Genomic DNA, 24,401 nt, shown 5'->3' with positions numbered 1-24,401 from the left:
GATTTTGCTCTACCACTAGTTAATTTTGCTCTTCAGCACGTTTCGAAGCAAGCTGACTACCGAGCGACGGCAAAGGCTTTCTATCGATGCGAATGAATAATGCCAAGCCGCCCATCAAGGCCATCAACCAAAAGATATTTGCTCCCCAATACTCGTAACCCCAACCACTGATCGCGGTCATTATCGCAATGAAAGCGCCGAGAGGAATAGCATTGTATAACGCTTGCAATACCACAGTACGACTTTCTTCGCTTTGTTCTATATAACGAATGGTGGCGAGATGCGCAGTCGCGAACGTCACGCCATGTAGAAGTTGCACCACTACTAAAAGAGCCACTTCTGTACTTAGCGCCGTCAGTACCCAACGCACTATCACACCTATCGACGAGATAACAAACATGGCCCTTAGTGAGCGATTGGCGAATAGATATTTGCTAAGTGCAAACACCATGATTTCGGCTATAACACCCAGGCTCCACAAATAGCCAATGGTGGCTCCTGATATGCCCGCACTCTTCCAGTGAATGCTGCTGAAGCTGTAATAGGCAGCGTGACTACCTTGGATCAGTGACGTCAACAACAAGAATTTGATCACCTGCCAGTCCTTAAGCTGAGAGAATACTTTAGGCCTGTTTGAGGTGCGTTTTACATTGGAGGCTGGCATCGGATTGGTGTTACGAAAACTACAAAGAACAGAAGCCAGCGTGCCCACTAACGCGGTAACCACTATCACACCCGTGCCATAGAAGGAGATTAAATAGCCCACCACGGTCGAGCCAACAATAAAAGCAACCGAACCCCATAGGCGTGTGCGGCCATAGTCCAAGATTTTCAAACGCGAGTAGTAGTTCGCCATCGAATCAGACAAAGCCGTAATGAGACCACAACATAAATTAAATAGTACTGTTGCCAATGCGAGCAACCAGAAGTTTTCCTCAACAAAGTAATACAAAGCGATAAAGCTAGCCGACAGACAGGCAAAGATTCTTAATACCGGCAAGAACTGCTCAGCGAGATGAAAACGGGGTGTCAAAACGAGGTTGGCCACACATCGAGTCGCAAACCCGATGCCAATTAAAATACCGATATCGGGTGCTGAAATCCTTTGGCCTTCATACCATAAAGCCCAAAAAGGGAGATACACTCCATAGGCAAAGAAAAAACCAAAAATAAACTGGGATATCCATCGGTGAGGTGAGGGGGAATTCATCGTTCTTCCTAATCAATGATGCTTGAAATTCGCCTACCGTACGGCAAATTTTCATTCTGAGATTGAGTGAAGCTAGAGTTTACAACAAGATTATCAATGCCGTCTGAAGCCTGCACGATATTTCCCAAACATCCAAACCTAAACATGCTCACGTTGCTTACACTACAAAGTCGAACGAACAAAACCACACTCATCACATGGAATAAAAGTACTCAGCTTAAAGCATGACTGGTTACATAACCATCTTCAACAGTGTATTAGCGCCACTTAGTTTTAGTCGTAAAATAACGACCTACGCACTGTAACACAGGGAGTAATAACCAAACAAAAGCACCACATGTCATTGTTATTATTAAATTATAATACAGAGCACTCGACCTATTAAAACATAGCTCAACTCATGGAGTCATCGCTAACCCTTTACGCTGTGGGTGAAAGGAATCCCCATAACCCCCGACTTTGGCTATCAAATCAGATCAAATAATCACCAACCACCTTAAAGATTTGTTAAAACGACCACAATTTAATCTTTCCTAGATTGCCGCACCGTTAAGGTGAAAATATGCCGCCGATTCTTGTCGGCAATAACTTTGAACTTCCGCCAAACTGACGCAAACTAGCCAGAAAAAATTAACCAATTGCATAAATGGAGTTTTTTTTTCAATCAAAATAAGCATATTGATAAATAATTCGCTCACAAAACAGCCAAACAAATCAATCTACGCCTAAAGTCTAATTGCAGTGCGAATAACTCTAACCGAGAGTGGCGGACAGTGTCATAAGCCTGTGACACTGATAACAAAAAATTCCTAAATACACCGAAAGCCACCGATTTGGCGCAATAATGGGTTCAATTTTATATTTAACCTCTGCGAAACAAATAAGTGAATTTCCTGTAACGATTTAAAGCTCTAACATTATGCGTTTGCTGAATTCAGAAGGAGAGAAGCAATGAGCGAAGCCCATGTTTACCCGGTGAAAGAAAATATCAAAGCCACGACACATGCTGATCACCAGACTTACCTCACCATGTACCAACAATCCATTAGCAACCCAGTCGATTTCTGGGCAGAACATGGGAAGATTGTTGATTGGATCAAACCCTTCACTCAGGTTAAAAATACTTCTTTTGATACTGGCCATGTTGATATTCGTTGGTTCGAAGATGGCACACTCAATGTGTCAGCAAACTGTATTGATCGTCACCTAGCCACCAAAGGCGATGAAGTGGCGATCATTTGGGAAGGTGACAACCCAGAAGATGATAAGACGCTAACCTTTAATCAATTACATAAAGAAGTGTGCCGATTCTCAAATGCCTTAAAAGAGCAAGGTGTCAACAAAGGCGATGTGGTCTGTCTTTATATGCCTATGGTGCCAGAAGCCGCTATTGCTATGTTGGCATGTACCCGAATTGGCGCCGTGCATACCATCGTATTTGGTGGTTTTTCTCCAGAGGCCTTAGCAGGACGCATCATTGACTCAGACGCAAAAGTTGTCGTGACGGCTGATGAAGGTGTGCGCGGAGGCCGTGCCGTACCACTGAAGAAAAATGTCGATGAAGCATTGACCAACCCAGAAGTAAGCACCATTACCAAAGTATTGGTGCTACAACGCACAGGCGCTGATATTGAATGGCATTCCCACAGAGATGTCTGGTGGCATGAAGCGACGGCTAATGTATCAGACGAGTGCCCTGCTGAAGAAATGAAAGCAGAAGATCCTTTGTTTATTCTTTATACCTCAGGCTCAACGGGCAAGCCAAAAGGGGTGCTACACACCACAGGTGGTTATCTTGTCTATGCCACAATGACATTCAAGTATGTATTTGACTACCAAGAAGGCGAAACCTTTTGGTGTACTGCAGATGTGGGTTGGATCACTGGCCACACCTACCTTATTTATGGACCACTATCAAACGGTGCAAAAACCATTTTATTCGAGGGTGTACCAAACTACCCTGAAACCAGCCGTATGAGCCAGGTCGTTGACAAACACAACGTCAATATTCTTTATACCGCGCCAACGGCCATTCGTGCACTGATGGCAAAAGGCGATGAAGCGATAGGCTCAACCAGCCGTAGCAGCTTAAGAATCATGGGCTCAGTGGGTGAACCCATCAACCCAGAGGCTTGGGAGTGGTATTATCAAGCCATTGGTAACTCGAATTCTCCAATTGTAGATACGTGGTGGCAAACCGAAACCGGTGGCATTTTGATCACCCCACTGCCAGGAGCCACCGATCTTAAACCTGGCTCGGCAAGCAAACCATTCTTTGGCGTGCAGCCTGCTCTAGTGGATAACTTGGGTAATGTTGTCGAAGGCGCAACAGAAGGTAACCTGGTTATCCTAGATTCATGGCCAGGACAAATGCGCACCGTTTATGGAGACCATGAACGCTTTGAGCAAACCTACTTCTCAACCTTTAAAGGCATGTATTTTACTGGCGACGGCGCCCGTAGAGATGAAGATGGTTACTACTGGATCACAGGTCGTGTGGACGATGTTCTTAACGTTTCAGGCCACCGAATGGGCACAGCAGAAATTGAATCTGCTCTAGTGGCATTCGACAAAATTGCTGAGGCTGCCATCGTTGGCATTCCGCATGACATTAAGGGCCAAGCGATTTACGCCTACATTACCCTTAACGATGGCGAGTACCCGAGCGCGGAACTGCACAAAGAAGTCAAAGACTGGGTGAGAAAAGAAATCGGCCCTATTGCTACACCGGATGTATTGCACTGGACTGACTCTTTGCCGAAAACTCGTTCTGGAAAAATCATGCGCCGAATCCTAAGAAAGATTGCAGCAGGTGATACCAGTAACCTTGGCGACACCTCCACTCTTGCCGACCCTAGCGTTGTCGATAAACTTATCGAAGAGAAAAGCGCGCTAGTATAGCGGGCGCCAATATCCCAAATGACTTCAAGCCGCTATGACTCCATAGCGGCTTTATTTTTCCTCTACTCATCGCCTTTAAATGGCAATGAGACCCCACCTGGCGACATGAGCAATTGAGAAATATACATAGTTCAAATGTAACGCGTCAGGAGATTAGACCAGAAAAATGCTGCCATTTGCTCTGAATTGACTATAATCTGTGTCAATTTGTTAGCTTTCATCAAATTTAAACAAAAATTCCTTGATGAAGGGTGAAAAAATGTGGGAGTATTCGTATTCCTCTCATATTAATGAAAGATGGCTGCATAATGTCTACAAACTTAAGCATTCTCGTTCTAAATGGCCCAAACCTTAACCTATTAGGCCTTAGAGAGCCGACACATTATGGTTCCAACACACTGGGCCATATTGTTGAGAATTTAGAGAAGCAAGCCCAAAAGGAAAACATTGAGCTAGCACATCTCCAATCTAACAAAGAATATGAACTGATTGAAGCGATACATGCCGCACATGGTAAGGTCGATTTTATCATTATTAACCCAGCGGCGTTTACCCACACAAGTGTGGCACTAAGAGATGCATTGCTGGGTGTCGCAATACCATTTATAGAGGTGCACTTATCCAATGTGCATGCTCGCGAGCCCTTCCGCCACCATTCCTATCTGTCGGACAAAGCAGTGGGTGTGATTTGCGGCTTAGGGGCACAAGGTTACGAATTCGCTCTGTCTGCTGCTGTTAAACACTTGCAGTCACAGTAAGACCCATACTCTACAGCTCTCTGAGCTGTCTTAACTACAAGATAAAAGAGAAAGACATAATGGATATCCGTAAAATTAAAAAACTTATTGAATTAGTTGAAGAATCTGGCATTGCGGAGCTGGAGATTTCTGAAGGTGAAGAGTCGGTACGCATCAGTCGTAACGGTACTGCAGCGCCTGTTGCTCCTGTTCAATATGCGGCAGCGCCTGCGCCAGTAGCGGCACCAGCAGCGGCACCTGCTGCTCCAGCAGAAGCTGAACAAGCAGCACCTGCTAAAGCACCAACGGGTCACCAAGTGCTTTCTCCAATGGTCGGGACTTTCTACCGTGCTCCAAGCCCTGATGCAAAATCATTTATCGAAGTGGGCCAAAGCGTCACAGCAGGTGAAACACTTTGCATCGTTGAAGCAATGAAAATGATGAACCAAATCGAAGCTGACAAATCAGGCGTTGTGACTGCAATCCTAGTCGAGGATGGCCAACCAGTTGAATTCGATCAACCTCTTGTTGTTATCGAATAAGTAGAGGCCACATCTCATGTTAGATAAATTAGTCATCGCGAACCGAGGTGAAATTGCACTTCGTATTCTTCGCGCATGTAAAGAACTCGGCATCAAAACCGTTGCTGTACACTCCACTGCCGACCGTGATTTAAAACACGTTTTACTTGCGGATGAAACGGTTTGTATTGGCCCTGCTCGCGGTATTGATAGCTACCTAAACATTCCTCGCATTATCTCTGCAGCCGAAGTAACAGGTGCAATTGCAATTCACCCAGGTTATGGCTTCTTATCCGAAAATGCTGATTTTGCTGAGCAAGTAGAGCGCAGTGGCTTTATTTTTGTTGGCCCTAAAGCGGAAACTATTCGCATCATGGGTGACAAAGTATCAGCAATCAACGCCATGAAAAAAGCAGGTGTACCATGTGTGCCTGGCTCTGATGGCCCGCTTGATAACGATGCGACCAAAAACAAAGCTCATGCAAAACGCATTGGCTACCCAGTGATCATCAAAGCATCTGGTGGCGGTGGTGGTCGTGGTATGCGTGTGGTTCGCTCAGAAGGTGAGCTGGTCGAAGCGATTGCTATGACTCGTGCTGAAGCCAAAGCGGCATTCAACAACGACATGGTTTACATGGAGAAATTCCTTGAAAACCCACGTCACGTTGAAGTACAAGTTATCGCAGATGGTCAAGGCAATGCGATTCACTTAGGTGAGCGTGACTGCTCTATGCAGCGTCGCCACCAAAAGGTCGTGGAAGAAGCACCAGCTCCAGGTATCACCGCTGAAATGCGTAAGTACATCGGTGAGCGCTGTACACGTGCTTGTATCGAAATTGGCTATCGCGGTGCAGGTACGTTTGAGTTCCTATACGAGAACGGCGAATTCTACTTTATCGAGATGAATACGCGTATTCAGGTTGAACACCCAGTCACTGAAATGGTCACTGGCGTTGATCTGATTAAAGAGCAGCTTCGTGTCGCAGCAGGTCAACCGCTGTCTTACACTCAAGACGACATCAAAATCAGTGGACATGCGATTGAATGCCGTATTAACGCAGAAGATCCTGAACGCTTCCTACCCTCTCCAGGTAAGATCGAACGCTTCCACCCACCAGGTGGCATGGGCGTACGTTGGGAATCTCACATCTACGCAGGCTACAGCGTTCCTCCACACTACGATTCAATGATCGGCAAACTCATCACCTTTGGTGAAAACCGTGATGTTGCCATCGCTCGAATGAAGAATGCGTTGGGCGAGATGATTGTAGAAGGCATCAAAACCAACGTGCCGCTACAAGAATCGATTATGAACGATGAAAACTTCCAGCATGGTGGTGCAAATATCCACTACCTCGAGAAGAAGCTTGGCCTGCAATAACCCTGGCTAACCTGTTCTATCGTCAAGAAAAGCCGCCGATTCGGTGGCTTTTCTTATTTTTCCCTATTTTTGTTCGACATATGGCTTATGAAGTGCCCAAGTTTCATGCTAGACTTGGCGCCCTATCGTTAAGTTGTCGAATATTTAAGCGAATTAAACATGCCTTGGATACAAATAAAGCTCAATGCCACATCAGAAAACGCCGAATCCCTTGGTGATCTGTTGATGGAACAAACTGGCGCGCTTTCCATCACTTTTCTGGATGCTCACGATACGCCCGTGTTTGAGCCTTTACCTGGTGAAACAAGGTTATGGGGCGACACTGACATTCTGGCCTTATATGACGCCGAAGCCGACATAGAATTCGTCGTCAACACGCTTAAGCAAAGTAACTGGTTAGAAGAAGGCTTTGCCTACAAAGTCGAACAGTTAGAAGACAAAGACTGGGAGCGCGAATGGATGGATAATTTCCATCCTATGAAGTTTGGTGAAAGGCTTTGGGTATGCCCAAGCTGGAGAGACGTTCCCGAGCCGGATGCAGTCAATGTCATGCTTGATCCGGGCCTAGCCTTTGGCACAGGTACCCATCCAACGACAGCATTGTGTCTCGAGTGGCTCGAAGGGTTAGACCTTTCTGGTAAAACCGTTATCGACTTCGGTTGCGGCTCAGGTATTTTGGCAATTGCAGCCATTAAACTAGGCGCACAAAAAGTTATTGGTATTGATATCGATCCACAAGCGTTGCTTGCATCGAAAGACAATGCACAACGCAACGGCGTCGCGGACCAGCTTGAAGTGTACTTACCTAAAGATCAGCCTGAAAACTTGGTCGCCGATGTTGTTGTTGCCAATATCTTGGCTGGCCCATTACGAGAACTGTCTCCTATCATTAAAGACTTGGTAAATAGCCATGAAGGCCGTTTAGCCATGTCTGGTGTGTTAGATACACAAGCGGAAGATGTGGCCAATTACTACCGAGATCAATTCGACCTTGACCCTATTGCAGAGCAAAGCGAATGGTGCCGTATCTCAGGAATGAAACAAAGTGCTTAGCTAATTTTATACTAATTGGCTGATTTTTAGGCGAATTACAAAAACAATTTGTAAATGCTCAAATATTAGTCTTTTCACACAAGAAAAAAATGCGTAAAATGCGCGCCCTTGCTGAGACTAAACTGTGAAGACATTTTGAGAATAGGAAACTATCAACTTAAGAACAATTTAATTGTTGCTCCAATGGCTGGAGTCACCGATAGACCTTTCAGAGAATTGTGTCTTAAGTATGGTGCTGGAATGGCTGTCAGCGAAATGATGTCATCCAACCCCAAACTTTGGAATACGGCAAAGTCAAAACAGCGTATGGTACATGCAGGTGAATCCGGTGTCCGCTCGGTACAGATAGCAGGATCCGATCCCATCCTTATGGCCGAAGCTGCTCAATATAGCGTTGAGAATGGTGCCCAAATTATTGATATCAATATGGGTTGCCCGGCAAAAAAAGTGAACAAAAAGCTCGCGGGGTCCGCACTGCTTCAATATCCCGAACTTATCGAGCAGATATTAAAAGCGGTGGTAGGAGCTGTTGATGTCCCTGTGACATTGAAAACCCGTACAGGCTGGGACACAGAAAATAAAAACTGTGTTCAGATTGCCAAACTAGCCCAAGACTGCGGCATTCAAGCTCTTGCCTTACATGGCAGAACTAAAGCTTGTATGTACAAAGGCGAGGCAGAATATAACAGCATCAAAGCCGTCAAACGTGCTATCGATATTCCGGTTATTGCAAATGGCGATATTGATAGCCCTAAAAAAGCGAAACAGGTGCTCGAGTACACTGGCGCTGACGCTTTGATGATCGGTAGACCTGCACAAGGTCGACCATGGATTTTTAAACAAATCCAACATTACTTGGAAAACGGCACTGAAATGCCCGAGCTTCCCATCGAGGAAGTCAAAGGTATATTGCTAGGCCATGTCTCTGCTCTGCATAGTTTTTATGGGGAGTATTTAGGGCCACGCATCGCGCGTAAGCACGTGGGCTGGTATTTAAAAGAGCATGGACAAGCAGGTGAATTTCGCCGTACTTTCAACGCACTAGAAGCTGCAAATCAGCAACTTGACGCGTTAGAAAGTTATTTTGATAACGTTGCATCATAATTAGAGAAGAGCTAGACATAATATGTTCGAACAAAATCTGACATCAGACGCTTTAACAGTAACTACTGTCACTTCACAAGATCAAATCACACAAAAACCTTTGCGTGATTCCGTTAAAGCATCTCTTAAAAACTATCTTGCTCAATTGAATGGCCAAGAAGTTACTGAATTGTATGAATTAGTGTTAGCTGAAGTAGAACAGCCTCTTCTAGACACTATCATGCAATACACTCGCGGCAACCAAACTCGTGCAGCGACTATGATGGGTATCAACCGCGGTACGCTTCGTAAGAAATTGAAAAAATACGGCATGAACTAATCAAAATTAGTTAACCAATTGAATTTAAAGCCCTAGAAACTCAAGTTGTCTAGGGCTTTTATTTTTTTCTACACACCCTGCTCTATGCAAGTCCCTTCGAAAATACCTTCCATTCACATTAACAGCACCAGCATAATAAAAGAGACCGAAGGCCATTTTTTGACTTATAGGCACCACACCCTAAGATTTAAAATGTGGTTGTGCCCAGAAAAGGAACGTCTATGGTAGCTCGGACCCTACTTGTTATTGCCCTTGTTATTCTCACAAGTAGCGCATCTTATGCTAAACAAACCATTCTTGTGATTGAAAGTTATCATGCCGCTCATCCTTGGGGACAGGGATTTAATCGCGGCATCGCGGACGTTATTGACGATAAATACCACATCGATAACTTTTATATGGACACCAAGCGTCTTCCCCCAAGCCAATATGCCGCTCAAGCAGAGGCAGCATGGCAAAAATACCAAGCTATCAAGCCACCTTTGGTAATATTAACCGATGACAATGCACTAAAGTATTTGGGGAAAAAATTTGAAACAGAGCCGATATTAGTCGTTTATCTTGGTATCAACGCTAACCCTAGAAGCTATATTTCACTTCAAGCTAGAAATATTACCGGTGTTATTGAAAGGCCATTACTCACGCATTCATTGGCACATTTAAGCAGAATTTTGAAACCTGCACCTAAAAAGGTATTGGTATTGTTTGACGATGGCACGACATCTCAAGTCATGCGTGACGGTATGGGAGGTAAACAGTTTAGCATCTCAGATATCGACGTAACCGTTTCCACCATTGGTTCTTGGACAACCTGGCAAGAAACCGTCTTAAATGCCAAGAAAGACGGCTTTGATGCGATTATTACCGGCCTATACCACACCATAAAAGACAATAATGAGCCTGTGAAAGCAGACGACATCATTACTTGGACATCAGCCCATTCAGAAATACCGTTATTTGCATTCTGGTCATTCTCTATTGGAAAAGATAAAGCGGCGGGTGGATTGGTTTTAGATGGTTATTTCCAAGGTGAGCTGGCCGCCCAAATTGCGCTAAAAGGGCTTGCCGATGGGCGATTTAAAACCACATTTCCTCAGATCGCAGAAAAAGGCACCCTGATGTTTAGTGAAACTCAGCTTGAAAAGTGGCGCATTGTTTTGCCACCGGAAATGAAGAGCCGAGCCATTCTAGTCAAATAGCTACAAGCCGTTCGCTACTTAACGTCCATCAGTTCTCGTTTTGAGACAATGATTCCAAGCCTACCCTTTACCGAGTAGGCATGTTTAATGGACTAAAGGCTATCCCATAAATCCAGTACCGAACTCTGCTCCTTTCCTTTTTGCGAGTCTATTAACTCGTCAATCAATTGATCATACTCTTGGTGTCGCATGGAGAACTCTTTAGCGGACTCCAATAAGGTTGGAGTTAAGGGAATCGTCCCTTGATACTGGTAACAGCTATGCACTATCTGCCAGTCTTCTTTTGGGGCCAAATTATATGTGTTAAGTAGAGCTCCGAAAGGTGACAACAATGACTCTAACGCATCTAAAAGCGGCTGAGGTAAAGTTTGCTTAACCATAGGAAAGCCGTTACTGTCCAGTTTATCTAGCGTGCTCAGAGCGACTTTCTGCTTGTACACCCACAATTCATCGCTTTCTAACACTTGGTGAGCCTGAGTCCCCAGCGACGCCATGATCGTTTTGAATTCTTCTTTCAAATGCTTCAAGCCATCTACCCCAAGTCGAGAAACAACGTTGGGCTGAGCTTGAAGTGCAGATTTCATCAAACCATCAGCCATATTTCTCAAGCAGCATACTGACTCTTTAATCAAATGGTCTCGGTAAGCATCTAATTCATAAGTTTTTTGTGAGATTCTGTCCAGCAAATGCTCTACGTTAATTGTCATATTCTCTCCCCCAAAAGTGCTATACATCCATTGATTATAAAATGACGGACAACACGGTCCATGAGCAGCCAGAATAGCAAAGGAGGCATGGCAAAAAGTTGATCAAGTATGGTTTTAGAGCTTTTACGTTTTACGCAAAACTTTACTCTTTAAAGCCACAAATGGGAAATTCTCATACCTAAAACGTACTAGTCCAATGAAAGACAGAGCGCCTTCATAAAAAACACCCACACAAGTTCTGTGTGGGTGAAATAAAAATACTGCGCTGAAGAGGCTGGTGCAGTAATTGGCTATGTATGACCGTACTAACGATCACACTGGCCATTATGCAATCGGTTGGGCTAATAATCAGGTGGTAAAAATTGACAGGTGTAAATATGCACATGCTATTATATGCAACTTATTAACTGAGGTGTGGTCATGATATGGACGTAACATGTGCAAATATGGAAGCCGCTTGCCACGAATTCCGAACACTATTTAAAAGCCTGCCGACTAACGTATTACATATAAGCTTTACTACTATTGAACCATCCTCTCAGTCATTAAAAACCATTTCTAGCCAATACCATTGGCATGTGAGCTATTGGGAAGAGAATCTCAACTTACGTGTAGCCAGTCGTATGAAGTCTGGGATCAGTGATTGGCAAAAAAAAGATAGGCCACATCAAAGTTTTTTACTTCATCACAACGTACCTTATAAAACAGATGTTACCCAAGTATTACGAAATAAAGTTGATATTTTATCTATCGCAACTAAGCAGCCACTTGGAAACTATCACCAACAACAACTACTTCGAGCAAAGTCCGCCGTTTCTTTTCATGCGAATAAACTGTGGCGAAAACACAGTGTGTCCGCATTACCTTTACAAAGTGGGAATCATTGTGAACCTACTCAGCCTTTAGGAATTCCTCTGGATCAGGAGCACTTCCAATTTGCAGACATTATCCTCACGAGAAAAGAGCTAAGTACTATCAAGATGCTTCTAAGCCTAAAGTCACCAAAAGAAATTGCTTGGTGTCACCAATGCAGTGAAAGCGCTGAACGCAAAAGAATAGACATAATAAAACGCAAGCTCGGATGCCAAGGTAAACCTAAATCACATTTATTTAATGCACTTACACAGTACGGGATAGCACAAACATGTTGGGACAGTTACACCACGTAAGCATCACCTGCCATTCGATATCTTCTAATCTAGAGTTTTACCAAATGTTTGGATTTGAAAAGCACAAACACTATGAAGATGAAGAGGTGATCATCACTTTATTAAAGAACCAAGGTCACTCGCATATCGAATTGTTTCAGTTCAAATCAAGGGCGGATACCACTGACAGCCGTGAATTTATGGATATTCGTCAACCAGGGATATCACATATCGCACTGCAGGTAGAAGACATCGAAACGTGTCACGCAAACCTTCGCCACACGCGAACCTGTAGCCCTATAAAAAATGCCCGCTTAGGTGGCTTCAAGTACTTTTTTACTCAAGACCCTAATGGTAACAACGTCGAAATACTATCCACCACAGGAGAATAACCAATGTTAAGTTGGCCGCAAAGAGCCGTCGTCGTCTCTGGCAACGCGTTTGAATTTTATGATATTGCAGTGTTTGCCGCTATATCTCCCTATTTAGCCCACATTTTATCTGCAAATGGCATTGCCCACTCCAACTACATTGTGTGGGGGATATTTGCGCTACGTTTTTTGATTCGCCCTCTCGGAGGCATGTTTGTTGGTAAAATCGCGGACAGAAAAGGGAGAAAACCAGCCCTAGTTTTCACCAGCAGTCTAACGGGAATTGCGACACTGTTGATGGCGGTGATGCCAGTTAATCAGCTGGGCGATATTGTGGTCGTTGTTTTTTTGGTTCTGCAGATGATGCAAGCCTTTAGCTTTGGGGGTGAATACCCAACCATAATTCAGTATTTACATCAAAACAGTTTTCACAACCATCGTGCACGAATTAGTAGTTTCATTGTCGCAAGTTCGATAGTTGGTGTCATCGCATCTTTGCTCATCGTCACTTTATTGAAAAGCTACTTGACTAATGCCGAAATGCAGCAATTTGGCTGGAGAATACCTCTGGCTTTTGGTGCAGTTAATGTGCTGATGAGCTTCTGGTTTAGGCTGAAATTGCCCGTTCACGAAATGAAACGCTCCAACACCTCTTCAATCGAGCCATCATACTCAAAAACCACCAGCAAAGTGTTTTTTATATCCGTCACTGGCGCGGTTATTTTCTATATTCAAAATCTGTCGAGCGCTATTTTATCCAAGTCAGTGTCCATTGCCCACTTTAGTTTGATTAATTCCAGTTTGCTTCTTGTGCTTATCCTACTGGTGGGCGTGCTCACAGATAAATTGAGCTTTCCACGGCAAAGTTTTAAATTTGGCTTGCTCTGTGGGCTGGTCGCGCTATACCCGAGCTACTATTTGCTAAGTACACATAGCAACATTTTAATTCAGTGGTTTGCGCTTGGCTGCATTAGCATTATATCGGCACTGATACTGTCCAACCTAGCAGCTGTATTATTCGATGCATCTGAAGGCAACACGACATCACTTGCATTGGGCTATAATATCGCTTTGTCTATCTTTGGAGGCTTAAGCCCTCTGATCGTACAATACCTAACTGGTATCAGCGTTTCTTATGTTGGTGTATACGCCTCACTTGCCGTTATACCTGCTGTAATTGGTTTGTATATTTTCTCTCCAAGCAACACATTAACTGAAAAGTCTGCCGCGACAATTCACTAACACTTCCTTTATCTAGCAAAAAGGCTCCAATTAAGGAGCCTTTTACAACGAAACATAAAACCGGCAAATTACGTCGCCAATGAGAAACCGATCCCAACACTCTGTGTGCGATGGTCATATTCAATAAGGCTTTGCCCGTAACCATTAAAGTATTGCAACATCAAGCTCATATTAGATAGAACTGGAATGGTATAGTCCACCTCTACCGAGCCACGCTGCATACCACTTTCGATGTTTGTGATCGCCACTGAAGTCGTCATATTATTATCGAAACGATACAGGTATCGTATTTTTTCGTGTCCCAGGTAGTGCGCTATATTGGGGTTGTGCAAATCACTTGATTCCGGTTTAAAGACCAACTTCCAAGGCTTAATACTCAACAGCCAGTTATCGCCAGAGGTTTCTAGGTTAGCATAGATACGGTTCCAACTACGCTCGTATTCACCACCACGGCCATTCGACTGGTGCACTACTCCATAGCTTATCCGCCAATTTTTCTGAAAGTGATCGGAGAAAAAGACTTCTGGCTCGTAATCCGTCTCTCTAAAGTACTGAGACTTCGCGTAAAACTGCCAATAAAATAACTGAGTATAGCCTGCGTTTAAGCTGTAGTTCGGATTACCGAACATGTCGCGCCAGAGTGGCATCCTAAAGCTAAATTGGGATTTAAATTCTGAGTGCATGACCTCTTGGTCATCAGGTGTCTGACCAGTATAGACGGCTTGATAAGGGCTGCCTGTGTAGTAGAAAGGTAATATATAAGTGGGTTTGTAGAAGCTGATACCACCTGGTGTATCGCTAATTTTCCTTTCCTGTCTGATCTTTTGCTCCAGTATGGAGTCATTATCTGGCGCCGCAGAAGTGAGCAATTTTGATAATTTGCCGCCTAGACTACACGACTCATCTGACTTACCGGTCGCGGAAGCCTCGGTGGGTGTCGATACAGTCGAAGCTGAAGGGTTGGTTGTTGCCAAGGCAGGAAAACTTATTATTGTTCCTAGCACCACTACTATTGACGATTTTTTTAACGCGTTCATTTTTAGCACTCTATATTTTATACCATACGCTATCACTATATGCGGATCTGGCGAATGCTAACTGAGCGAACAGTAAACATCAATGCTAATGTTTAGCCACCTCCTAGAGTTGACATAACTTTTATAATTGATCAGTCAGTCACAGATTCGAAAAATAATGTCCACTGTCTTAAATCACAGACAGTCGTGTAAGTTCAGCGTTTTCTCCCTACCGAAACTACCGCTAAGCCAATCTCTTAACTACAGTTAAAACTATCAATAATAAAAAGCAACCTCAAAGGCTAGCTACAAAATAATTGGTATAAAGAAAGGAAGCGTACAATGAACTCACTGGCCCTTCGTTCCCTCACCATTCAAAAACGCCTGATTTTGATGATTGTGGTGTTAATGGTGATTTTGTTAATCCCTCTTGGTTATATCATCAATCAGTATGAAAATGACTTAATGAGTGCAAAACAAACCAAGACTCGGCACTTAGTAGAAACGGTATATAGCCTTATCGACCACTACCACCAGCAGGCACTCAGCGGAGCATTAACCGAGCAACAAGCAAAAGAGCAAGCTCATAAAGCAGTAGAAAAGCTGCGTTATGAAAAGAACGACTATTTCTGGATCAATGACAGTAAGCCTGTGATGATCATGCACCCAATCAAGCCCGCTCTTAATGGCAAGGATCTATCTAACGTCAAAGATCCTACAGGCAAAAAGCTATTTATTGAATTTGTCGATGTAACGAAAAAACACGGCGCTGGATTCGTTAACTATATGTGGCCAAAACCAGGCTCTGAAACCGATGTAGAAAAAGTATCCTATGTAAAATTGTTTAAGCCTTGGGGTTGGATTGTTGGTAGTGGTGTATATATAGATGATGTCAATCAGCTCGTCTGGGACAGAGTCCAACTTGTTTTGTATACCACGGTATTCTCGCTTCTAATTGCAGTGGTATTAGCCATCTGGATTAGCCGAAGTATTAGTGTCCCTTGTAAAAATACACTTGATGCGCTCAATGAAATTGCCAAAGGTGATGGTGATTTAACCAGAAGACTTCCCGAAGAAGGCAAAGACGAGCTTTCTCATATTGCAGAGGCATTTAATTTATTTACCCTTAAAATCCGTACGATTGTGCAAGACATGAGACCAGCAGGCGAAGGCATTGAAACCTCAGCGGTCGAGCTTAACAATGTTGCTCAAGACAGTTCTTCGAAAGCCAATACTCAACAGCAAGCGGTTGATACCGTCGCTTCAGCGATGAATGAGCTTCACGCCAGCAATCAAGAAGTGGCCAATGCTGCACAAAATGCGGCAACAGCGGCGCAAGAAGCCAGCGACAAGAGTTCTCAAGGCTCAAGTGTCATCGACAAAGCATCGACTCAAATTGACTCTCTATCTGAACTGTTAAGCCAAACAGAAACTAACACTCATAAACTGGCTCAGGATTCTGAAGATGTTGGTACTGTATTGGATGTTATCCGCGGTATTGCAGAGCAAACCAATTTATTGGCACTTAACGCCGCAATCGAGGCGGCTCGCGCTGGTGAACAAGGTCGAGGGTTTGCCGTGGTTGCTGACGAGGTTCGAACCCTTGCCACACGAACCCAATCGAGCACCGATGAAATTGAGCAAATCGTGTCCAATTTACAAGGCCGAGCAAAAGAAGTGACCGAATCGATGGCACAAACTCAAATTCAGTCGTCTCAGACTCAAGAGCACGCGGCAATGGCTAAAGAAGCATTGGGCTCAATAGAGGAACAGGTCAACATTATCTTGTCGCTTAACGAACAAATTGCAGAAGCCAGTTCGCAACAAACGTTGGCAACCGATGAGATCAGTCAAAACCTAACCAATATCGCTGATAACAGTGCTGAAACCACTTCTCAAGCAGAGCAAGTGGCTCAAGCCAGTCGCAGCTTGATGGAAACCGGTCAGCAACTACAAAACAGCCTAAGAACATTTAAGGTTTAAAGAAGGTTTACAACAAAGCCTAGGCTAGCGCCTAGGCTCATTTAACGCCGTCAAAATTGAACAATGTGCTGCACTATCTGTTGAATGCCCACAGCACGCATCATTTATTTTTTTAAGAGCGACTCGAATTTCTGTTAGTTCTGCAATTTTTTGATCAATCACAGTTAACTTACTTGAGGTTATCGCCTTGACCTCAGCGCAGCTGTGCTCTGTCGCTTCTAACTTTATTTCTAGCAGTTCTCGTATCTCTTCAAGGCTCAAGCCAAGTTGCTTCGCCTTAAGGATAAAATTAACCTGCATTTGGTTATCTTCATTATACAATCGATAGCCCGAGTCACTGCGCCCTGCAGGAGCAATTAACTGGTTCTTTTCGTAAAACCGCAGCGTATCTGAGCTCACTTGACAGCGCTTTGCTAATTCACCAATTTGGAACATATTCTGTTCACCTCTTCGACCTAATCAGTTTCAACTTACCTACCAACTTGATATTTTTTCGCCATGCCAAACGATTGCGCGAGCTTTTTAAGAATAAATTCGTTAGAATGTGCGCCGTCGGGCTAAAAGGCAAACTCCCTAAGTTTACTCAAAGGTGTTTGCCAAAACATAGAGACACATTAGCACAACGAACATAACCGTGGCTTTCACTCTAGGTTTTGGCAAATATCTTACACTATATAACCTGTGAATTGAGGAAGAAGGTAGCATGAACAACGCTCGTCCTATCCGCCGCGCGCTCATCAGCGTATCAGACAAAACTGGTATTGTGGAGTTTGCCAAAGCGCTATCCGACCGTGGGGTCGACATCTTATCGACTGGTGGAACCGCTCGCCTACTTACAAGCCATGGCCTAGATGTCACCGAGGTTTCTGACTACACGGGCTTTCCTGAAATGATGGATGGCCGAGTAAAAACCCTCCATCCAAAGGTTCATGGTGGTGTGCTTGGACGCCGTGGTCAAGATGATGACATCATGCAAGCTCATGGCATTAATCCCATTGATATGGTTGTCGTGAACTTATACCCATTTGCCGCTACTGTTGCAAAAGAAGGTTGTACGCTAGAAGATGCGGTCGAGAACATTGATATTGGCGGCCCAACTATGGTTCGCTCCGCAGCCAAAAACCACAAAGATGTGACCATTGTTGTCAACGCACATGACTATGATCGCGTTCTAACAGAAATGGATCAAAATGATCGCTCTTTGACGCTTGATACGCGTTTTGATCTTGCAATTGCTGCCTTCGAACATACCGCGTCATACGACGGCATGATCGCCAACTATTTCGGTACTATGGTGCCATCTTATGGCGACAACAAAGAAGGTGATAGCGAATCTAAGTTCCCACGCACCTTCAATCAACAGTTCATTAAAAAGCAAGATATGCGCTATGGTGAAAACAGTCACCAAGATGCCGCGTTCTATGTGGAATCTTCACCAGAAGAAGCCTCCGTATCAACCGCACGACAGATTCAAGGTAAAGCGCTCTCTTACAACAATATTGCTGACACCGATGCTGCGCTGGAGTGCGTCAAAGAATTTTCAGAGCCTGCTTGTGTTATTGTTAAGCACGCCAACCCATGTGGCGTAGCATTAGGCAGCAATATTTTAGAAGCCTACAATCGAGCTTACCAAACCGACCCCACATCTGCATTCGGTGGCATCATTGCATTCAACCAAGAGCTCGATGCCGACACGGCTACTGCTATCGTTGAACGCCAATTTGTTGAGGTCATCATCGCGCCGAAAGTATCACAAGGTGCCATCGAAGTCGTTGCAGCAAAGAAAAACGTTCGATTACTAGAGTGTGGCGAGTGGACGACCAAGACCACAGGCTTTGATGTAAAACGTATAAACGGTGGGCTGCTTGTTCAAGACCGTGACCAAGGAATGGTATCGGCAAGCGATCTAAAGGTAGTGTCTAAGCGTCAACCTAGCCAAGAAGAGCTCAAAGACGCACTATTTTGTTGGAAAGTCGCTAAGTACGTCAAATCTAATGCTATTGTTTACTCCAAGGGTGACATGACAATTGGTGTCGGCGCAGGTCAAATGAGTCGGGTGTACTCGGCAAAAATTGCCGGAATTAAAGCCGCAGACGAAGGACTGCAAGTGGAAGGCTGTGTCATGGCATCGGATGCGTTCTTCCCATTTAGAGACGGTATCGACGCGGCAGCACAAGCCGGTATTAAATGCGTGATTCAACCTGGTGGTTCAATGCGTGACGAAGAAGTCATCCAAGCGGCTGATGAGCATGGTATGGCGATGATTTTCACTGGTATGCGTCACTTCCGCCACTAATCCTAAAAGAGGAGTATCTGAGCTCCTTTTTTGCACCATTTAAGGAATTATAAGATGAATGTACTTGTCATTGGCGCAGGCGGCCGTGAACATGCACTTGGCTGGAAAGCGGCCCAAAATCCAAATGTAGATACAGTTTTTGTGGCCCCTGGAAATGCAGGCACAGCGTTAGAGCCAAAGCTTAAAAATATCCAGATAGACGTTGAAGATCTTGATGGTCTAGTCAAGTTCGCTCAAGAAAACGCGATTGAACTGACCATCGTTGGGCCAGAAGCTCCATTAGTCATTGGTGTTGTAGATGCATTCCAAAATGCAAACTTGCCGATTTTTGGCCCGACACAAGCTGCCGCTCAGTTGGAAGGCTCTAAGGCCTTTACTAAAGACTTTCTAGCCCGCCACCACATCCCCACCGCTGCGTACGCCAATTTTACCGAGATCGAGCCTGCTATCGCCTATGTGCGTGAACAAGGGGCACCAATTGTAGTCAAAGCAGACGGGCTTGCAGCAGGCAAAGGCGTCATCGTTGCCATGACACTCGAAGAGGCCGAAGCTGCAATTAAAGATATGCTCGCAGGTAATGCCTTTGGTGAAGCAGGCAGCCGTGTGGTCATCGAAGAGTTCTTAGAGGGTGAAGAAGCGAGCTTCATCGTTATGGTCGATGGCAAAAACGTTCTACCAATGGCAACCAGTCAGGACCATAAACGCGTCGGAGACAAAGACACAGGCCCCAATACAGGTGGTATGGGCGCTTACTCGCCTGCACCTGTCGTTACACCAGAGATTCATGACCGAATTATGCAGGAAGTCATTTATCCAACCGTTAACGGAATGGCAGAGGAAGGTCACCCATACACTGGCTTCCTATACGCTGGACTCATGATTGACAAAACGGGCACACCTAAAGTCATCGAGTACAACTGCCGCTTTGGCGATCCCGAAACACAGCCAATTATGATGCGAATGCAGTCTGATCTTGTGGAATTATGCCAAGCTGCCATCGAAAAAAGACTGGATAGCGCTGAGTCTAAGTGGGACCCACGCGCATCTATCGGTATTGTATTAGCAGCTGGTGGATATCCAGCGTCATACAATAAAGGTGATGTGATCACAGGGCTGCCTACCACAGACCTTGAAGGTGAAAAGGCCTTCCATGCTGGTACAGCAGAAAAAGAAGGCCGCATCGTCACTAATGGTGGCCGTGTTCTATGCGCTACCGCTCTCGGAGAAACGGTCTCACAGGCCCAGCAACGCGCATACTCGTTAGCTAAGCAAATTAGCTGGGATGGCATGTTCCACCGCAATGACATCGGCTACAGGGCAATTGAGCGCGAGCAAAGCTAATTAAAAGTGAAGCTAATTAAAAATAGTAACAGGCGCCAAAATTGAGCGCCTGTTTTCATTACCACCTAGAGCTTCAACTCATCATGCCAACGCTTTATTCATTGCTAAAATCTGGTCTCTGAATACAAGACTGGTTTTCATCTGCCATTAGCAACAACTTATTCACTTCCACTGAGTGACGTGATTTATTCCCTAGCAAAGCGATATAACTTTCCACTGATGACAAGCGGGTCGCCACAATTTTAGGTAGCGTTTGGTTAAATTCAAGTTTGTCGTAGACCTTACCAGAACAAGACTTGAATGACTTACCATTCCAAATCCCCTGAATCAATTCTGTACCTTGAGACTTTTGTCGATTCACTACCGTAGCTACATGCTGAGCTTCTTCTAGATAGCGCACGAGCTGAGCTTCGGTCAGCGGCAGGATTTGTCCATCCAAGCGATATTGCTGATAAATGGCTTCACCATTTTGGTCAAAGCGAATCACAATACTAAAGGGCACAAGCCCTTTACCGTTCTCTAGCGTTTCACCCTTCCTTATTAGCTCTCTAACGCTACCATTGGCCCACTTGTAATCGGTTTTATACCAACCGGACTGGCCATCGTTAACATAGTCTGCACTAGAGACCGGATATTGAATATTTTCAGTAACCCAATAGAAGCTGGTTGCATCGCCCATGATTTCACCACCCGTATATTGGGAGGTTTTCTCTAAATCAGTGAGAGATGAAGATGAACAGCCTACAAGTAAAGAGGTAATAAGAAAGAGAAGAATGTGTTTTTTCATGAGTTGGATAGACACCGAGATATGGGAAATACCTCGGTGAAGTGTAATCTACTTAACAGAATCTTTCAGCGCTTTACCTGCAACAAATGCTGGAACATTTGCAGCAGCGATTTGAATTTCTGCACCTGTTTTTGGATTGCGGCCAGTGCGAGCTGCACGATGGTTCACTTTGAATGTACCAAAACCAATTAGTTGAACCTGATCTCCTCCTTTAAGCGCGTCAGTCACGCCATCAAGAGTTGCTTCAAGAGCAGATTTTGCTTGAGTTTTAGATAGATCTGCTTTTTCAGCAATAAAATCGATTAATTGGGTCTTGTTCATTAGGTTTCCCTTCTCGTATGTTATCGAATTCAAGCTCACTCTAAAGCATAAACGCCCTGTCTGGCAAAGGTTTGTAGCCAATCTTTCGCTTTAATGACGTACTTTTGACCATAATATGAGTATTAACTCACAATTTGATACTTATTGACCTGCGTGAAAGCCCGTCAGTTCAGGCTCCAAGTGCAATTTATCACGTATGCAAGCATAAGTGTCAGCGACGAAACTATAGCCAAAAGATCCACGCTAACACGGATTGTTCGCTAGGCTTGAATGCCAATATTACTGACAGATTCTTCTCTTAATTCTTGGCGAAGTTCCTTAATCAGATCGATATCGCGCTCAACCGCTTCTCTTAGCGGCCTAAAAATCGCCCACTGCACATCCCATTCCATAGATACCGCTTGGTTATCCTTTTGATTGTCGTCTGTTATTGGCTCACCAGATTGCGCTTCTTCCAACTGAGCCACTGTAGCGACAGATTGCTGACTGACTTTCTGCATGCTTTCAAACAAATCGTCACGATCTAATAGGCCATGTAGCAAAGTAGACAAACCCACGCACGCATCTATCGCAGGATATACGCCATAGAAGTCGAATTGGTCCGAACTCGGTATAAGGTCTTCTAATTTCTCAAGCTGTTTTTCGAAGTTTACTTTCGCACTTTTCACCGTCAACATTTCCCAGACACTGTCGAGGATGTCGCGATAAATTCTCGCTTCTGCGTATTCTGTATTGGAACAAAACATGGCAAAGTTAGGGTACATACGCTCACACAAGCATGCCATAAAGGTAATTTGTTGCCATGGTTCAAGCTTCTCAAGTCGAACCTGAAGAGGGTTTCGTAGCATAATATTCATTTATTGCGAAAGAAAAGACAGCGGAAGTGTACTTGATATGTACTAAGGAAAAAAGCGAGCCGATGAATAAAATTTATCTACTTACAGAACATGATGAGCAATACCTAACGTTACTCAAGCACTGTCAGCTGCCTGATTTAGTCATCACAAATGATAAGAGTGAAGCCAATATACTGCTTGGCTCTCCTCCACTTGTTGCGAGTCACTTGGCTGACTTCCAGTCTTTACAGTGGTTGCAATCCACCTATGCTGGCGTAGAAGCCTTAATGGCCGCAGAGCTTAAAAAAGACTATCAACTCACTAATGTAAAGGGGATCTTCGGACAACTCATATCAGAATATGTCATTGGATACTGCATCCAGTATTTCCGTCACTTTCAACTGTATCAAACTCAGCAAACAGCGCGGTGCTGGCAAGCTCATCAGTATTCGTCTCTACTAGGAAAAAAAATGGCGATCCTAGGTACAGGGTCAATTGGTAATACTCTCGCGAAAACTTCTCAAGCTATGGGCTTTGAGGTTATCGGTATCAATAGAACCGGAATTCCCCCTAAAGACTCAGCATTTGATAATCTCTTTCACATTAATGAAGCGAGTTCTGCTCTTTCAGATAGCGATATTTTCGTTAGCACCTTGCCAAACACGCCACACACGTTTGGATTGTTAAACAAAGCGTTTTTTTCTTGTTGTCAGCATATTCTTTTCTTTAATGTGGGTAGAGGATCAACATTGGATGAAACAAGCTTACTTGAGTGCATTAATAATCAATATATTCAGCATGCTTTTTTGGACGTGTTCGAGCATGAGCCGCTACCTGACGACCATCCTTTTTGGCAACACGAGTCCATCACAATCACGCCGCATATCGCTGCTAGCAGCTTCCCTGAGCAAGTTATAGATACATTTAGGCAAAATTATGACAGGTGGAGGCATGGGTTTAGCCTTGATAATCTAGTGAGCTTTGACAAAGGTTACTAACATGATTGAGACGTTACTGAGTGAAATCAGAGCATGTCGAGTATGTGAGCCTTACTTGGAGTTAGGCGCTAACCCAATCGTACAAACCCATAGTTCAGCGAAAGTACTCATTATTGGTCAAGCACCTGGTACCAAAGTGCATCGCACTTGTGTGCCTTGGAACGACCCTAGCGGGGATAGGTTACGATTGTGGCTGGAGATGGATCGCAACACGTTTTATGATCCAACTAAGGTTGCGATTGTGCCAATGGGATTTTGTTATCCCGGAAAAGGGAAAAGTGGCGATCTGCCACCACGTAAAGAGTGCGCGCCACTATGGCATAAGAAGCTTCTCAAGAAGTTACCGAATATTGAAACCACACTGCTAATAGGACAGTACTCACAACAATACTACCTTTCCAATAAGCCGAAAACGCTAACTGAAACGGTACAACAATGGCGGAACTGGGCACCTACATACTATACACTGCCCCACCCATCTCCACGTAACACACTTTGGCTTAAACGGAACCCTTGGTTCGAATCTGATGTTGTCCCTCATATTAGAAATCAGATCGCATCCATACTCAGTAGTAGCAATTAAGTAACACGAAAAAGCCCTAGTCTCTCGACTAGGGCTTCATATTCAATGGCGGAGTGGACGGGACTCGAACCCGCGACCCCCGGCGTGACAGGCCGGTATTCTAACCAACTGAACTACCACTCCGCAGCTAAATTTTTCAATCCAAAGTCTTACTTATGACTGCTTTGGATAGCAAATTGCTGTTGTAACGCCGTCAGGTTTTGATTTGAGAAGCGCAGCGTACAAACGTACGTGAGCATCGCAGAATCAAAAGATGCAAGCTACAGCATCAATTTGTATTCAAAACCCGGCGATGACCTACTCTCACATGGGGAAGCCCCACACTACCATCGGCGCAGTTGCGTTTC

The 24,401-nt window shown here is 44.4% G+C and carries 23 protein-coding genes and 1 tRNA gene; 16 read left to right on the top strand and 8 right to left on the bottom strand.

Features of this window, described 5'->3' with window-relative positions; genetic code table 11:
• Window positions 1-19 precede the first annotated feature (19 nt).
• Window positions 20-1,210, bottom strand: coding sequence for a 3-phenylpropionate MFS transporter (locus tag M9194_RS18985; protein ID WP_250614276.1), 1,191 nt, complete (start codon window positions 1,208-1,210; stop codon window positions 20-22).
• Window positions 1,211-2,161: 951 nt separating this feature from the next.
• Here M9194_RS18985 and acs point away from each other — a divergent pair.
• The 8 genes from acs (at window position 2,162) to M9194_RS18945 (ending at window position 10,425) form a co-directional block, all read left to right on the top strand.
• Window positions 2,162-4,111, top strand: coding sequence for an acetate--CoA ligase (gene acs, locus M9194_RS18980; protein WP_250614275.1), 1,950 nt, complete (start codon window positions 2,162-2,164; stop codon window positions 4,109-4,111).
• 308 nt (window positions 4,112-4,419) lie between these two features.
• On the top strand, window positions 4,420-4,869 hold the full coding sequence (gene aroQ / locus M9194_RS18975; RefSeq protein ID WP_250614274.1) for a type II 3-dehydroquinate dehydratase: 450 nt from the start codon (window positions 4,420-4,422) through the stop codon (window positions 4,867-4,869).
• A 59-nt stretch (window positions 4,870-4,928) separates the two neighbouring features.
• Complete coding sequence (gene accB / locus M9194_RS18970) at window positions 4,929-5,390, top strand: acetyl-CoA carboxylase biotin carboxyl carrier protein (RefSeq protein WP_250614273.1); 462 nt, start codon at window positions 4,929-4,931, stop codon at window positions 5,388-5,390.
• Between the two features lie 16 nt (window positions 5,391-5,406).
• On the top strand, window positions 5,407-6,750 hold the full coding sequence (gene accC, locus M9194_RS18965; RefSeq protein WP_250614272.1) for an acetyl-CoA carboxylase biotin carboxylase subunit: 1,344 nt from the start codon (window positions 5,407-5,409) through the stop codon (window positions 6,748-6,750).
• 159 nt (window positions 6,751-6,909) lie between these two features.
• Window positions 6,910-7,803 (top strand): 50S ribosomal protein L11 methyltransferase, encoded by an 894-nt coding sequence (gene prmA, locus M9194_RS18960; protein ID WP_250614271.1) that lies wholly within the window; start codon window positions 6,910-6,912, stop codon window positions 7,801-7,803.
• A gap of 135 nt (window positions 7,804-7,938) precedes the next feature.
• The gene (dusB, locus tag M9194_RS18955; RefSeq protein WP_250614270.1) at window positions 7,939-8,907 is read left to right on the top strand and encodes a tRNA dihydrouridine synthase DusB; all 969 of its coding nucleotides are present in this window, start codon (window positions 7,939-7,941) and stop codon (window positions 8,905-8,907) included.
• 22 nt (window positions 8,908-8,929) lie between these two features.
• Complete coding sequence (gene fis, locus M9194_RS18950) at window positions 8,930-9,226, top strand: DNA-binding transcriptional regulator Fis (protein ID WP_237363670.1); 297 nt, start codon at window positions 8,930-8,932, stop codon at window positions 9,224-9,226.
• A 221-nt stretch (window positions 9,227-9,447) separates the two neighbouring features.
• Window positions 9,448-10,425 carry an ABC transporter substrate-binding protein gene (locus M9194_RS18945; RefSeq protein ID WP_250614269.1) on the top strand — a complete coding sequence of 326 codons (978 nt, stop codon included), beginning with the start codon at window positions 9,448-9,450 and terminating at the stop codon, window positions 10,423-10,425.
• Between the two features lie 92 nt (window positions 10,426-10,517).
• Here the strand turns inward: M9194_RS18945 and M9194_RS18940 are convergent, their stop codons facing one another.
• Complete coding sequence (locus M9194_RS18940; protein WP_250614268.1) at window positions 10,518-11,132, bottom strand: hypothetical protein; 615 nt, start codon at window positions 11,130-11,132, stop codon at window positions 10,518-10,520.
• Window positions 11,133-11,557: 425 nt separating this feature from the next.
• On the opposite strand from M9194_RS18940, the gene M9194_RS18935 reads away from it, so the two are divergent.
• The 3 genes from M9194_RS18935 to M9194_RS18925 are packed head-to-tail and all read left to right on the top strand — an operon-like array spanning window position 11,558 to window position 13,893.
• The gene (locus M9194_RS18935; protein ID WP_250614267.1) at window positions 11,558-12,301 is read left to right on the top strand and encodes a helix-turn-helix transcriptional regulator; all 744 of its coding nucleotides are present in this window, start codon (window positions 11,558-11,560) and stop codon (window positions 12,299-12,301) included.
• A complete protein-coding gene (locus M9194_RS18930; RefSeq protein ID WP_250614266.1) occupies window positions 12,277-12,672 on the top strand; it encodes a VOC family protein in 396 nt (131 codons plus the stop codon). Before M9194_RS18935 ends, M9194_RS18930 begins: the two co-directional genes overlap by 25 nt.
• Before the next feature lie 3 nt (window positions 12,673-12,675).
• Entirely contained in the window at window positions 12,676-13,893 is a 1,218-nt protein-coding gene (locus tag M9194_RS18925) for an MFS transporter (protein ID WP_250614265.1), read from the top strand.
• A gap of 68 nt (window positions 13,894-13,961) precedes the next feature.
• Here the strand turns inward: M9194_RS18925 and M9194_RS18920 are convergent, their stop codons facing one another.
• The gene (locus M9194_RS18920) at window positions 13,962-14,930 is read right to left on the bottom strand and encodes a phospholipase A (RefSeq protein WP_250614264.1); all 969 of its coding nucleotides are present in this window, start codon (window positions 14,928-14,930) and stop codon (window positions 13,962-13,964) included.
• A gap of 321 nt (window positions 14,931-15,251) precedes the next feature.
• Between M9194_RS18920 and M9194_RS18915 the strand changes: the two genes are divergently transcribed.
• A complete protein-coding gene (locus M9194_RS18915) occupies window positions 15,252-16,892 on the top strand; it encodes a methyl-accepting chemotaxis protein (protein ID WP_250614263.1) in 1,641 nt (546 codons plus the stop codon).
• A 24-nt stretch (window positions 16,893-16,916) separates the two neighbouring features.
• Here M9194_RS18915 and zntR read toward each other — a convergent pair whose 3' ends face one another.
• On the bottom strand, window positions 16,917-17,327 hold the full coding sequence (zntR, locus tag M9194_RS18910) for a Zn(2+)-responsive transcriptional regulator (protein WP_250614262.1): 411 nt from the start codon (window positions 17,325-17,327) through the stop codon (window positions 16,917-16,919).
• Window positions 17,328-17,595: 268 nt separating this feature from the next.
• On the opposite strand from zntR, the gene purH reads away from it, so the two are divergent.
• Together purH and purD are read left to right on the top strand one after the other, a co-directional pair.
• Window positions 17,596-19,188, top strand: a complete 1,593-nt coding sequence (purH, locus tag M9194_RS18905) for a bifunctional phosphoribosylaminoimidazolecarboxamide formyltransferase/IMP cyclohydrolase (RefSeq protein ID WP_250614261.1) — start codon at window positions 17,596-17,598, stop codon at window positions 19,186-19,188.
• A gap of 54 nt (window positions 19,189-19,242) precedes the next feature.
• Complete coding sequence (gene purD / locus M9194_RS18900) at window positions 19,243-20,529, top strand: phosphoribosylamine--glycine ligase (protein WP_250614260.1); 1,287 nt, start codon at window positions 19,243-19,245, stop codon at window positions 20,527-20,529.
• A gap of 94 nt (window positions 20,530-20,623) precedes the next feature.
• Here the strand turns inward: purD and M9194_RS18895 are convergent, their stop codons facing one another.
• The 3 genes from M9194_RS18895 to M9194_RS18885 form a co-directional block, all read right to left on the bottom strand.
• On the bottom strand, window positions 20,624-21,316 hold the full coding sequence (locus M9194_RS18895; protein WP_250614259.1) for a DUF1481 domain-containing protein: 693 nt from the start codon (window positions 21,314-21,316) through the stop codon (window positions 20,624-20,626).
• Between the two features lie 48 nt (window positions 21,317-21,364).
• Complete coding sequence (hupA, locus tag M9194_RS18890) at window positions 21,365-21,637, bottom strand: nucleoid-associated protein HU-alpha (protein WP_250614258.1); 273 nt, start codon at window positions 21,635-21,637, stop codon at window positions 21,365-21,367.
• A 260-nt stretch (window positions 21,638-21,897) separates the two neighbouring features.
• A complete protein-coding gene (locus M9194_RS18885; protein WP_250614257.1) occupies window positions 21,898-22,485 on the bottom strand; it encodes a YjaG family protein in 588 nt (195 codons plus the stop codon).
• Between the two features lie 71 nt (window positions 22,486-22,556).
• Between M9194_RS18885 and M9194_RS18880 the strand changes: the two genes are divergently transcribed.
• Together M9194_RS18880 and M9194_RS18875 are read left to right on the top strand one after the other, a co-directional pair.
• Window positions 22,557-23,471 carry a D-2-hydroxyacid dehydrogenase gene (locus tag M9194_RS18880; protein WP_250614256.1) on the top strand — a complete coding sequence of 305 codons (915 nt, stop codon included), beginning with the start codon at window positions 22,557-22,559 and terminating at the stop codon, window positions 23,469-23,471.
• A gap of 1 nt (window position 23,472) precedes the next feature.
• A complete protein-coding gene (locus tag M9194_RS18875; RefSeq protein WP_250614255.1) occupies window positions 23,473-24,054 on the top strand; it encodes a uracil-DNA glycosylase family protein in 582 nt (193 codons plus the stop codon).
• A gap of 46 nt (window positions 24,055-24,100) precedes the next feature.
• On the opposite strand, the gene M9194_RS18870 is transcribed toward M9194_RS18875, so the two are convergent.
• Window positions 24,101-24,177, bottom strand: a tRNA-Asp gene (locus tag M9194_RS18870).
• Window positions 24,178-24,401 lie beyond the last annotated feature (224 nt).

This window comes from Vibrio sinus, from assembly GCF_023634645.1.
GTDB classification, from domain to species: Bacteria; Pseudomonadota; Gammaproteobacteria; order Enterobacterales; family Vibrionaceae; genus Vibrio; species Vibrio sinus.
The sequence above is the reverse complement of the archived record's forward strand: the minus strand, read 5'-3'. Positions and strand labels throughout refer to the sequence as shown.